This window comes from Paenibacillus sp. L3-i20 (assembly GCF_022180385.2).
Classification (GTDB): domain Bacteria; phylum Bacillota; class Bacilli; order Paenibacillales; family Paenibacillaceae; genus Pristimantibacillus.
In genome coordinates this window covers 834226-846975 of record NZ_BQME02000002.1, presented here as the reverse complement: position 1 = coordinate 846975, position 12750 = coordinate 834226, and the positions used below count along the sequence as shown (strand labels likewise).

Annotated in this window: 14 protein-coding genes and 1 pseudogene; 5 read left to right on the top strand and 10 right to left on the bottom strand. The window is 36.8% G+C overall.

The genetic code is table 11. The features are described from left to right. Window positions 1–132: 132 nt before the first annotated feature. Together MFF31_RS17190 and MFF31_RS17185 are read left to right on the top strand one after the other, a co-directional pair. Window positions 133–300: a hypothetical protein gene (locus tag MFF31_RS17190; protein WP_238189524.1), complete on the top strand. Its 168-nt coding sequence runs from the start codon at window positions 133–135 to the stop codon at window positions 298–300. 107 nt (window positions 301–407) lie between these two features. Further along, window positions 408–950, top strand: a complete 543-nt coding sequence (locus MFF31_RS17185) for a stage II sporulation protein M (protein ID WP_238189523.1) — start codon at window positions 408–410, stop codon at window positions 948–950. A 149-nt stretch (window positions 951–1099) separates the two neighbouring features. Here the strand turns inward: MFF31_RS17185 and MFF31_RS17180 are convergent. From MFF31_RS17180 to MFF31_RS17160, 5 genes and pseudogenes are all read right to left on the bottom strand, one after another. Next, a pseudogene (locus MFF31_RS17180) lies at window positions 1100–1183 on the bottom strand (DUF1048 domain-containing protein); the annotation flags it as partial. Between the two features lie 118 nt (window positions 1184–1301). Continuing rightward, entirely contained in the window at window positions 1302–1796 is a 495-nt protein-coding gene (locus MFF31_RS17175; protein WP_248565511.1) for a YdcF family protein, read from the bottom strand. A gap of 130 nt (window positions 1797–1926) precedes the next feature. Then, entirely contained in the window at window positions 1927–2718 is a 792-nt protein-coding gene (locus MFF31_RS17170) for a Cof-type HAD-IIB family hydrolase (protein ID WP_238189520.1), read from the bottom strand. Window positions 2719–2934: 216 nt separating this feature from the next. Then, window positions 2935–3783, bottom strand: coding sequence for an AraC family transcriptional regulator (locus tag MFF31_RS17165; protein ID WP_238189518.1), 849 nt, complete (start codon window positions 3781–3783; stop codon window positions 2935–2937). 162 nt (window positions 3784–3945) lie between these two features. After that, a complete protein-coding gene (locus tag MFF31_RS17160) occupies window positions 3946–4356 on the bottom strand; it encodes a GNAT family N-acetyltransferase (RefSeq protein ID WP_238189516.1) in 411 nt (136 codons plus the stop codon). Between the two features lie 125 nt (window positions 4357–4481). Here MFF31_RS17160 and MFF31_RS17155 point away from each other — a divergent pair, with 125 nt between their 5' ends. After that, window positions 4482–4904, top strand: a complete 423-nt coding sequence (locus tag MFF31_RS17155; RefSeq protein ID WP_238189515.1) for a RidA family protein — start codon at window positions 4482–4484, stop codon at window positions 4902–4904. 3 nt (window positions 4905–4907) lie between these two features. Here MFF31_RS17155 and MFF31_RS17150 read toward each other — a convergent pair whose 3' ends face one another. From MFF31_RS17150 to MFF31_RS17135, 4 genes are all read right to left on the bottom strand, one after another. Continuing rightward, window positions 4908–5369, bottom strand: a complete 462-nt coding sequence (locus tag MFF31_RS17150) for a hypothetical protein (protein WP_238189513.1) — start codon at window positions 5367–5369, stop codon at window positions 4908–4910. Between the two features lie 159 nt (window positions 5370–5528). Further along, complete coding sequence (gene mle / locus MFF31_RS17145) at window positions 5529–6380, bottom strand: alpha/beta fold macrolide esterase (RefSeq protein ID WP_238189511.1); 852 nt, start codon at window positions 6378–6380, stop codon at window positions 5529–5531. A gap of 438 nt (window positions 6381–6818) precedes the next feature. Beyond that, window positions 6819–7544 (bottom strand): N-acetylmuramoyl-L-alanine amidase family protein, encoded by a 726-nt coding sequence (locus MFF31_RS17140; protein WP_238189509.1) that lies wholly within the window; start codon window positions 7542–7544, stop codon window positions 6819–6821. A gap of 1173 nt (window positions 7545–8717) precedes the next feature. Further along, window positions 8718–8882, bottom strand: coding sequence for a hypothetical protein (locus tag MFF31_RS17135; protein ID WP_238189507.1), 165 nt, complete (start codon window positions 8880–8882; stop codon window positions 8718–8720). Window positions 8883–9386: 504 nt separating this feature from the next. Here MFF31_RS17135 and MFF31_RS17130 point away from each other — a divergent pair. Further along, a complete protein-coding gene (locus MFF31_RS17130; RefSeq protein ID WP_238189505.1) occupies window positions 9387–9728 on the top strand; it encodes a hypothetical protein in 342 nt (113 codons plus the stop codon). A 17-nt stretch (window positions 9729–9745) separates the two neighbouring features. Next, window positions 9746–9949, top strand: a complete 204-nt coding sequence (locus tag MFF31_RS17125; protein WP_248565510.1) for a hypothetical protein — start codon at window positions 9746–9748, stop codon at window positions 9947–9949. A 192-nt stretch (window positions 9950–10141) separates the two neighbouring features. Here the strand turns inward: MFF31_RS17125 and MFF31_RS17120 are convergent, their stop codons facing one another. Next, window positions 10142–12637, bottom strand: a complete 2496-nt coding sequence (locus MFF31_RS17120; protein ID WP_238189504.1) for a DUF4097 family beta strand repeat-containing protein — start codon at window positions 12635–12637, stop codon at window positions 10142–10144. Between the last annotated feature and the right edge of the window lie 113 nt (window positions 12638–12750).

Below are 12750 nucleotides of genomic sequence, written 5' to 3'. Positions count from 1 at the left end.
GAATTGCCAAAATGATTCGTTTGAATGAATTAGTCATCTCTCCCGAATCTATCAGTCATTTCTCTCAAATTGTGAACCTTTCTATCATTTTTACATAGCATGAAGAATGTTAGATAAAGGAGGTGAGCTAATATGTGGATAGACGTAGCGCAAGTGTTGGGTGTGGATCTTTCGTTTGCTTTAGAAATTATCCGGAACTTGATTGAAACGGGTACACTCCCGCCGGAGCTTGAACCGATTCGGGGACTACTGCTTAGCCTGATTAACCTTGGTTTGATTGATGTCGCTGTTGCTTTGTAATGATGAGGAAAAGTGTATCTGCACGAGTGGCAGATACACTTTTCCTATGTTTTATGTAAGCTGATATTTTCCTGTTCTGTACGTTCAGGTGAAAAGAGGTGAGCTAGATGCTAAGAAAATTGTGGTTACAGGAAAAAAAACGCCTGCTAATTTCCTCCATACTATTCTCCTTTGGTCTGTTACTGGGTACACTGCTAGGAAGCTTTGTGAATATACACCCCGATATGTACTACCGTCCGGAACAGGAGATCGAATGGTATAGACTTGCTCTTAATAATATTGCAGTAGCTCTCCTCATTGCTGGTACTGGTTTTCTGCTATCCATTCCTACCATCATCATGCTGTTGTTTAACGGGCTTATGATCGGATTCATCATCATGCTGTCTACGGCAGTGCATTCCTTTCCGACCATTTTGGCCGGTCTGCTTCCGCACGGCATTTTGGAAATTCCAGCCTTGCTGTTAGCTGGGGCCATCGGACTGCGACCGCTAGGCTTCTTTGCACGGGCGATTAAGCTACGCGAGAAGATTCAATGGGGGAAGGAAGCAAGACAAAGTGTAGCTTTGTTTGCTGTCGTAACGGTTATGCTGATCGCCGCCAGCCTGATTGAAGCCCATATTACTCCGGTTATCATGAACTTGACACGTTAAATGTCCCCCGCACTCTATTGGGTACAATAAATAAGGGAACAGCTCCCTCGTGGCAGTCTGCTCCCTAATTATCTTTATTCTCCTTGTACTTTGACATTTTCCTTTCACTTGAATTAATGTTACGGTTGAACAGTTCCCGCCGTGAACATCTACATGTGTCCCTGAATTTTCTTGCATACATATTGATAATCTTTCGGTATAGCCTCCGCTCTTGCCATCTGTTGTTTGTATTCTCGCTTGCTATCTTACCTACCAGCAGCTAGAGTGGCACTGTAGGTTTCAGATAAACGATTCTTGAAGCCGATTAGGTCCTACTTGAATGCAGTTACGGTTATCATTTTATTTATACCATTATTTAAAGAGATATTTATAATAGGCTGGAAATTCGCGTATTATTGAGTAAATATCTCTAATCTCAAAGATGTTGGCATGAGCGGAATACACTTCTTTCATATCCATTTTTCTAAATGCTAATTTTGTCCGAGATACATGAAAATATTGAGTAATAACCATGACGGAGTCTAATTCTAAGTCATCCATAATCTTGCTAGTATTTTGAGCAGTCATATATGAGTTGTACCCGTTGTTATCTTCAATAATTTTATCTTCCGGTATCCCTTTATCTATTAAATAAGATTTCATGACCTTTGCCTCATCGAAACCTTCCTTACCTATACCACCACTTACAATAATAAAAGTAAAATAGCCCCTCTCAAAAAGTTCCATGGATTTATCTAATCTGGCTTTTAACCGCTCAGAAGGTTGTCCATTAACTTCTACTTTATTTCCTAAAACTACAGCTGCATCAACAGCTTTCAATTCATCATTCAACCCATCAATGATCACGAAAGTAGTGTGAATGATAAACCAGATGAAAAAACTTGCTACTACTATTAAAGATCGTTTGATAAAATTAAAGTTCAATCTCTCACCTGCAATCTCTCATTTTTTATCTATAGAAACTTTTGATTGTAATTTACAGTACAAATTTCTCAAGAGCAACAGCAACACCATCGTTATCATTTGATTCGGTAATATGTTTTGCACAATTTTTCAGCTCAATTATCGCATTTTCCATAGCGATCGGATATCCGCACGTTTGAAATAGTCCTAAATCGTTAAAGTCATCACCGAACACCATTACATTTTCTGGACTCACCCCAATATCGCTCAACACATATTGCACAGCATCTTCCTTTGAGGCTGATTTGTGCATAATTTGTACCAATACTCCTCCATCGGTTGCGATTACGTTCACATGGTCGCCGAATTGATCGATAAAACCCCTACATGTGCTGTAACCTACAACCACTATTTTGGTCGGGGATAGTGTACGAATAAAGTCTTTATCCACCACCTGAGGTTTAGAATCATTTGAACGGATACCGAAATGACCATTTTGCGAGTCGGGAATTGGTGTACATGTATACCATAAGTCATTGACCTCGTATGTAATTGACGATTGGGGTGCATGTAACTCGATGAAATTGTAAATCTGTTGGCTAATCTCCATCGAGATACTAATGTGCCGCTGAGTTTGCTTAGACTTGCTTGTTGTAAGAGCACCATTGTAATAAACCAAGTAGTCTACAAAAGGAATTTTCTCTACAAATTGATTAGCCGCCCTAGGCGGTCGTGCCGTGGCTACGATAATATGAATGCCAGAATCATAACATCTTTTTACAGTCTTATAATTTCGATGAGATATTAATTTGTTACTATCGAGCAAGGTTCCGTCCAAGTCCAATACTATTGCCTGTATGTCCAAGATCTGCATCCCCTCTCAAATAAAGCCCGAGTTCTATTTTCCCAATTATAAACTATTACAAGTACACCTGATAAATTCACTATTGAAATACTTTTCCCATAATTTCAACGAAGAAAGGAGCAGCTGCCTCAGCAAGCTGCTCCTTATTTTTAAACTATCGTCTCCCGTTAGCGCAAAACTTAGTTTTCCGTTAGATAATCGAATGAAGTGGAAATGTTATCTCTTTTTAATTGGTATCCAAATTTCCCCTGTAATATGTCCTTGCATTCCATAATACATTTCTAAACTCGGGCCTTCAACCTGTTCGTATTCAGATGTCGGGAACCACTCGGAATATATTCGTTCCCATAGTTTTTGCAAATCGCATTGCGGATCGGGGAAAATAGCCCATGTTAATGCCGGGACAGAAAGCTTTGTAAATCTCTCTGGAATTTCAAGTCCCTTTGGCAAATGATAACATATCATGTAATTGAAAGATTCTGCAGTGTGATCATATAAGGCAGCGTGCAATACGGTGTTACTAAACCGTCCCAGTAATTCGTTCATTAGTTCAACGCTGCCATCATCATCACATTTTTTACGGAATACAGGAACTTCAGAAAATGCTGTTTTCCTGTCCGAATTTATAAGTCCATAAACTCCAAACATCTCAAAAGACCCTTTTTGTTCAATTCGGTAATTCATTTCGATATCTCCTTTTATTGAAATATGAAAGGACATTCGAGGATAGGCTTTGAGAGAAACGCCTTTGTTCCGCGCAGATATCGGCATTATTCCATGAAGATTTTTAAACGCCCGTGCAAACGCAGCTGGCGAATCATATCCATATTTCATAGCTACATCAATAACCTTTGCATCTGTTGTCTGCAGTTCAAATGCTGCCAATGTCAACCGTCGACGACGAATGTACTCAGATAACGATACTCCAGTAATAAACGGAAATATTCTTTGAAAATGATAAGTAGAGCAACAAGCTCTCTGCGCTATTTCATCATATGAGATATTGTCCGCTAGGTTTGTTTCGATATATTCCATGGCGCTTTTCATCCTGTCCAACCAATCCATCGTTTAACCTCCCTTCCAGATAAATTTTATCGCAAATAAAAAATGAGCTCTGTGCATTTTCTGCACAAAAAAGTCATAGTCTCAGCTATATTCACACCCATATAACCAAATAATAAGCTTTCCGCACATTCGAACTAACATTAATACCTCGTATTTCGTGGTTTACATTAATTTTTTTGTCAAAATGATTTCCAAAGGTTCACCCTCCAGCAATAAACATCCCGCATCATGATACCCTAATTTTCTGTAGAAGTGCTGCGCCTCTTCATTAGCTTGAGTAGATGTCATGACCAATTTAAAGCCCATCTGTTTCATTTCCTCTTCCCAAAAGAGGACGACTTGTTTGCCTGCACCTTTACTCCGATAAGGCTCGTCAATCCAAAGCAAATTCATAAACGGTGTGTTGTCCCAAAAATATCCAAATCTCATCCATCCCATTCTACTTTTATCCTCGTTCAGCAAAATATATATTTCATTTGCTCTAATTTTGGGTACTATTAAACTTTCAGCTATATGTCGGTCATGTTCTCGAATATATTCATAATCTGATTCATCGGCTGCTACTATCTTCATCTGTTTCTCCCTTTTCACTAAATTAATTAATAAGCTTGAATAGAATAACATTTCATTTCATTTCAGCTTCTATTATAATATTTTTATAAGGAATTATAACCAAATAATTGAAAAGGTTTGATTATATGAAAGTCACTCGAAATCCAATAGAAATTCACCCTCCTGTAGCCCCTTATGTACATCAGATTGAAGTAACTGGACCTAATAGATGGTTAACATTATCAGGACAATTAGGTATGGGAGTAGATGGGGCTGTACCAGAAGATTCGATAGAGCAATTGGAATTGGCATTACACAATATTCGTAAAAACCTTGAAGCTGCCCAAATGGAGGTTCATGATCTAACAAAACTCGTCTTTTATTTAGTTGGAAATTTTGACGCTGATCAAAGAAAAAAAATTACAAATGACTTCCTTGGCGATCATCGTCCTTGTATGACACTACTATATGTAGTCGCACTTGCTGCACCTGTTTTCAAAGTAGAGATCGATGCTTGGGCATGCAAAGAAATCGTATTAACCGAACAGAACGGTATTCATAACCCTTAATTCTTATGGATAGATAACAAATTCCGTTGCTAAGAAGACAGGTGTGAGCGGATAAAAATACTGAATTTGCACTTCCTGCCCGACTTTTAAATCATGAAGCGATAAAAGTTTTTTTTGTTGATCGTCGACATATTTGAATACACGTGTATCATTTTGGCGTACATACAAGACACTCATATTTTCATGTGGGGGATCAAAATATACAAGATAGTCCATTTTCATCCCACCCACAATGCTATCATTTAAATTTTCCACATCGATTTTAACGATTTCTGTTATTTTAGTTTTGTTCGTTGTAAAAATACGATCATCTTCAAAAAAATCTCTTTCGAAGACATGGGTTGTTACTTCCTTCGGAGGAGTGAAGGGATTCTCGCCTGAATTGGGACCTTTGTTCTTGCCTCCTGTGCAACTTGAAAGTAGAACTAAACCAACAGCGAAGAGAAGAATGTAATATTGGTTCATAATAACCTCCTTAGCGACCCATATGGGGATATATTGAAGTAGACGTTACCTTTTTCAAAAAAGTAGCGGTAAACATCGTCCTAAATTGGTCAACCAATTATATAGTAAAAGAGGTGTGTTCCTTAAGCCATTAGCTTTTAGAACACACCCTTTATAGATTTACCTAAATGGAGTAGGTTTCGAAGTATGCTGTGAAATAGCTTCGACAATTACATCCCAGTCGTCATAATGAAGCTCATGCCCCGTACCTTCCAGTGTCAATAGAGCTGCTCCCGGAATTTCGTTCACAAGATTTTGCCCATGTGCAAAAGGAATGATAGGATCTTCCGTTCCGTGTATAACTAAAGTGGGTGCGCCTATTTCACTCGTCCTCGCTAAATACGATTCTCCACCTGAGACCACGCCGTGATTCTCCATACTGACCAGATTGTTGCTTCTATTCACATCTTCATTAGCCAAATTATTAATCCTTTTCTCATCGAATAGATGTTTTGAACCGATTAAAACTTTTGATCTACCGATTGTATAATTTATTACCGATTGTTTATTCGTCCAGTCAATCGCCTCCGTATTCGAGAAAAATGCAATGACTTTCTCCTCCATTGGAGGAAGATGCGGCGCAAAATTGGACGTTGCTAGCAGGGTAATCGTTATAACTCTCTCTGGATGCCGCAAAGCTATCATCTGAGTCAACATTCCACCCATAGACATGCCTAGAATATGCACTTTCTCAATCCCATAAGCATCCAACACTCGAATAGCATCATCTGCCATGTCTTCAAAAGTATAACCCGGTTGACCAAGTTCGTACGTTGTAGACCGTCCTACATCGCGGTTGTCATAACGAATAACAAAACGCCCCTCATCCGCTAAACGCTGGCAAAACTCTTCTTCCCACCAAACAAGTGAAGATTGAGCTCCCATAATCAGTAAGATAGCAGGATTTGCTCGTTCTCCAAAACTATCCGTACATAATTCAATTCCATCTATTTTTATTAGCTGTTCGTTCATGTCAAATTCCTCCCTTATTGGACAAAATAAAAAACACAGGCTATAGCCTGTGTTTACAGTAATCGAAAAAAGAAATGCGAAATGAACATTACATGTTTCATTCCAATTTCTTTACATTTAGTCTATACGGAATATGGATAAAGTGTTCCCTGTCTCCAACCGTATAAAACTTAAATAGGTTACCATGGAGGCAGATCCTTTTCCGATTACTATGCACACAAAATAGCCTTAAACCACTATTTCATTTCTTATGCAAAAAGTATCGAAAAATTAGTTAACCACACGTAACCCCTCCGTTCGTATTAATTATTGCAATCCTAACATAGGAATAATTTTAAAGTCAATGCTTGGAAACATCTCTAAGTCAGCTTTACCTTCCTTTAGAAGCCTTTGAACTCGGATAGAGCTTGTATAGCTGTACTCAATCGTAAATGGTAATTAACTTATTTGTATAAAATGAGACTTGATTCCATCTACAATCGCTTGTGCAGTCACATTCTGATGTTCGTCGCTCAGCATAGCCGTTTCGTTGCTGTTGTTTGTAAGGTAGCCTATCTCCAGCAAAATTGCCGGGCTATTGGTTTCCATGATTACTTTCCAATCACCTTTTCTGACACCACGATCTTTGAATCCAGTGGCCTCTAACAAATGTTTATGAACCTCATCAGCAAATGCAAAGCTTTCATCTGTATAGTAATAGGTTTCCGTTCCAGATACATTTGCATCAGTGAATGTGTTTCCATGGATTGAGATAAATGCATTAGACCCAAGTTCATTTGCCATTTTCACACGATCTCCTAGACTAACCGAAGTATCTTCCGTACGTGTCATGTGCACTTCGAATCTATCATCCTGTTGAAGTAGCTCAGATACCTTTTTTGTTAATGACAGTGTGTAGTCTCGTTCGTAATTGCCACTGGCTCCTTCTGCACCTGGATCATGTCCACCATGCCCTGCATCAAGGACTATTTTGAAACGTTCTGTACCTGTTGGAATATTATTTACATCTTTATTAGGTGCAATTGTTGAAGGTAATTGTTGATTTACCTCACTAGAAGAATCTACTAAACTAACACTTGACCAAATAACGCCTACCAAAATAATAAAACTTATCAAAAATAGCATGTAGCTGCGATTCGCTCGTGTTCTGCTTAACCTTTTCATTACTGTAATCTCCTTCTATCAGTCGCTTAGTAAAAGTAGTCCTTGTAATCTCTTCGGCCTTTCATCAGTGTACAGCCCAAATATATGATAAGTAAGTTGGACTTGTATTGAACTTGTAAAGTTTTTGAACCTTTCAATTGGTTAAGAATTTGCTTTTACATGCACAACAAAAAAGCCAGTTGCAGATGCATCTGACTCCAAAGGTCTATTGTAGTAAATCATTCATAAGAAAAAACTAAGCGCAGCCAGTAACCCTTATTAAAGCCCTCAAGCGTAATGGAACTGATCAAAAAAGTTAAACACTTGAATTAAGCTACGATAGTGGACAGCAGCCGGTATTCTATTGGAGACAGTTCATTTAGTTTTTCCTCAGCTCTACCATGATTATAGCTCAATTTATGACAGTGACATGATTCAATCCGTATCTACAAGCAGCCTCATTCTCCGATAAACCAATCTCCAAAACTCCATTAACCACTTTAAGTCGAATATCCTTTTTGTACTTAGCCATAAAAAAGAACCGCACCCCCTTCAACTGGACTAGTATATCTTGTGTCCAACTTTTGGGTGCGGTTCATTATAGTAGGCGGTCTATTCATTTTTTATAATTCTAGTTGTAAAGGAAGTGAATAAGTCTCATTTTCATAAATATATTGCATAAGTCCAAAAACAATGGTCTTATCATTATTTACTTTAAACTCTAGTAAATCACCGAAAACTAATTCTTCATTAGGCATTAGTGTAGTCTTTTTTTCGACAGAACTAAATGAATGTGCGTCAGATTTTTCTTGGGAAGTTATCACAGAAACTAAAGGGCTTCCATGTGTAATTAAAACTTCTTTATTAGTTAAATTTATAAATCCCGGAAACCATACAATACTTCGTTTACTTCGGTGGAAAGCATTGCCCGTTGCTGGCAGAAGCTACATCTGACGAGCCTGTATAAACCTATTACTGAATGCAGTCAATGTACTAAACGCGACCTAAGCGTAAAGTTATTATATCTTTGTCTATTAGCAATTCAATCGTTGACACATCTCTGCCCGAACGTTCAAGAATGTGTGCAAATAATAATCACTTCACTAATCCATTTGCATTCATTATCGAACTAGTATCCAAAAAAGCTTCCCCCCTCATGGAGTAACGAGAAGGGAAGCTTGCAATTAGTCAAACTTAATTTTTGGGGATATCATTTAAACTTGGGACATAATCAGCAGCCTTGTTGCTCTCTAACGTTTGTATTTCTTCATTGAAATGAGCATGATTCTGCTGATTGTTTTTCTTATCTGCTTTGTTATCCTCACGGTCATACTTAGGATCTGCATCATTTTTTGGCATAGCAATCACCTCCACTCATAGTTAATATGAGAAAATGACATGCATTTTATCCCATTTATCTGAACTTAATTAATAGATAAGTCCTAATTGCAGCAATTATAATTGCGTTTCTGCTTCAAGTTATTAATTATTTCTCCCTCCTGCTTACCAACAAATCGTTCAACAATTGCAGAAACATTTTGTTCTTTTGTTTGTTTTAAAATAGCTCCATACACAGTCGAATTATGCTAGGTATCTAAAGGGGAAATTTGATAGGACTACTTACCTTTAACTTGTTGAGCTCAACACATTTCGGCACGCATTCACTCTGTCGAAAAAAATGGTTATATGTCCCACAAATGATAAATTCGAACTATTCCAAACAGTAGATTTAACATGATATCTTGTTATTGTAAATCTCGCTTGTCTATAACGTCTAAAATGGGAGGTATACGCCAGGTTTGCAATGGTATGCTCTAGGAAGTATTGCAAGGTTTCTAAAATTTATAAGAAAAGGATCGTGAGATGATGAAGAAAAAATTAGTGCCAGTGATGTTGCTCCTAGCTTTAATCTTTGCCCTTATACCTGTTACCTCAGTTTCTGCATCAGCGTATACAAAATCCATTACTGGCCAAGGCAGATTGGCCATTCACATTGATGCCCAGAGCGATGCTCCTCCTGAATATGGTCCAGTTCTCTGGTATCAGTATCAAGTGAAAAATAGCGCTGGTGTTACTGTGTTTTCTTCGTCGATCGGCGGAACGTCCACCGGTAGCCTTAACAATCTTCCTTACGATACGTATACGCTCTATGTAACAACAAATGCTTGGACTTACGTTTCTGCTATTTATCTTGCATTCTTTTAAAGAAGTTATATAATGATTTGTCAAAAACCCCTCCATTGCCTAGCGCTGCTTACAACAGCAATTTAGGTTTTCTAGAGGGGTTTTTCGTTTTGTCGGTCAAACAGAATCATCTAGTTGGCATTCTTAATCCAACACATGTAATCGACCAACTCCGACTTAGTAAGCTGCATATAGCGCTGACGAACACAGATCCCTGTCTAATGTGCTTAAATGGCATCTAAATCTCGTCTAAAGACTTGTGCGATCTTTTGTAAGGCCTATAAACCTTAGTTACACTAAAAAAATGATTATGAAGCTCTCGGTTCTTTCGGATTTTATTTTGGTGTATACCTATTCCGTCTGGGTCAATTATTTTAGATTACCGTAGCATAAAGTATCGACTTGCTCCAGAAAACATAAGCTAGTAGAAAAAATCATATGTGAACCCCAGAATTAATTACATTATAAATAATATTAGATCGTTCTATGGTGTCGATATCAATTGGAGGTAGTAAAATACTATCATCTAGAAGAGTTAACGAAGGTGTTTTTGCATTAGCTGAATTGGTAGCATTTACATAAAGCACACTACCCCCGACATAATTGGCATCAACAATTTCATCCATTAATTGAGCGTCTGTAAGGATGATTCGATCAGCGATCACATTTCCTGTGGATTCAATTTTTATATTTCCATTGGACAAAGAAATAGAGTCACTTACATCTAAAATTTCATCCATTAATTCACCATCTGTTATTAGAACTTCGCTTGGCGCAGACCCCTTTTTGTTGAAATTACCTGTATCATTTATATTAATATTAACGCTGCTTCCTATTCCATTAGCCGCATCTACTACTTCATCAACTAGTTCACCGCCAATAATTTCAAGTTTATTTCCAGAAACTTTAGCTGATGACGTTATCGAGAGATCAATAACGGTATGGGTAAAATCATCTTCAATATCCACGGTTTCATCAATAAGTTCACCTTCGGAAATTTTCACTTCTTCACTATCCACATTACCAGTATTGTTCAAACTTATTTTTATTATAGAAGAATTAGAAATTTCACTATCCATTGCCTCGTCAATTAATTCTCCTTCTTCAATAAACAACTGTTTTCCATAAAAATTTGAAGAAGCATTAAAATCGATTCGAATAGTTGACGTATAATATTTCTCACCATCTAAGATTTCATCGATTAACTCACCCTCATAAATAGATAATAGGGGACTAATAATATTTGAAGTCCTTACTATACTAACATCTATAGTTGAAGCAGATAGATTTTCCATATCCAGCATTTCATCAATAAGTTCACCATCATCTATGTTTACCCTAGAAAGCGCATGAACGTTTCCAGTATCAACAAATTTCACTTCAATTTCACTTGATTCTATGTCTTCAGAGTCAATAGATTCATCAATTAATTCACCATCTATAATGGTAGTTGATAAGGATGCTACGTTACATGATCTATCAAAATTAATAGTAATTTTACTATTTTCTATTACTCTGCCATCTACAATTTCATTAATTAATTGACCTTTATATATTCTAAGTATCCCCCTATCTGCATCTGTTTTCGATTTTATGTTAGCGCTTTCAATAATATTAACATTAATCTCTTTTGCGTTAATCATAGTGGAACCTGAATCAGGTACGTTTATAACACTTTCAATCAAACTTCCACCGCCAATATGCAGTATAGAGCCATTGTTAGCTAAAGTAACATTTGCTGAATTTGTGATAGTAACATTAACACTACTATTAGAAGCAATAGTACCAATGATTAAGTCCTTAATTAAAGCTGGTTCTATAGAAGATAAATCTTCAATCATATTGCCATTTTCATCGTAGTTTTTTTCTCCTACAATAAGAGTATTTATAAGCTCTACATTAGCGCTATTATCAATATTTATAGTAACTGAGGCGCCCTCACCTATATTTCGAATTAAACTAGGGATAAGTGAACTTGAGTCTTGATCAAAATGAAAATTTTCAAATGTTGAATTTCTAAAGTCTGAAATTGAAATGACAATGTTTGAATTTGGCTCTACATCGATTGGTGATGGTGAAGGAAATGCGGTTTTTTCACCACCATTTTTTTGTATATAAATGCCTTCATACATTTGGGAGGGGGGAGAAGATGGGATAGGTAGTTCTTTATCGTAGGTTACATTTCCAGATCCAGTTTCTTCAAGAATCAATCCTCCGACTTTTTCCACGATTATATCACCGGATCCATCATTAATTAACACTTTTTTGCTAACATTTTTAATTGTTATATGACCAGCATCATCCATTACCTCAATATTACCATCGACTCTGTTGACATTAATATGGCCGGATCGATCAAGTATTTCTACGGAAGTATTTATATTTCTTAAGTCAATATTGCCTGAGCCATCCTCTATCTCTAACGATTGAATAAAACTGGGAGTACCCAAAAGGTCAATATTATTGACTTTTATATCCCCCGATTTGTCTGTTATGGATAAATCACTTATGTTTTTTATATAAATGTCTTTTTCATTATCCGTAATAGATACTTCTCCAGAAAGATCATATAATTCTAGAATGCTTTTTTCATCAATAATTTCGATTTCTAAGTTAGGCGGCAACGTAACTAATAAATCTATAAGATCATTTGTTTCTACCTTTCGATTTATTGATAAATACGCTATATCCAAATCTTGAGTTAAGGTAAAGTTTATATGATCGAGATTGTTACTAGTTGTTAATTTAGCATCTATCGATGTAGCATTAGGAGTGCCTCGAATTGTGAGCTTGTTGATTGAAGAATGAATAACTAATTGTGTTATATTGCTTTGAGGTAAAGACAATTGTTGGGCAGAGACAATAGCTGGAGTTGTAAGGATAGAAGTGAACGCCAAGATAATAACAAGAACTAATGACAACGCTTTCATAAAATTCATCCTTGGTAATATTTAGATTTATTTGCATTATATAATGGAATATCGAAATATGTAAATTGAAGGTTAAAAGTTTTTATGTTGTTAATTATGTTAAAAAATGATCA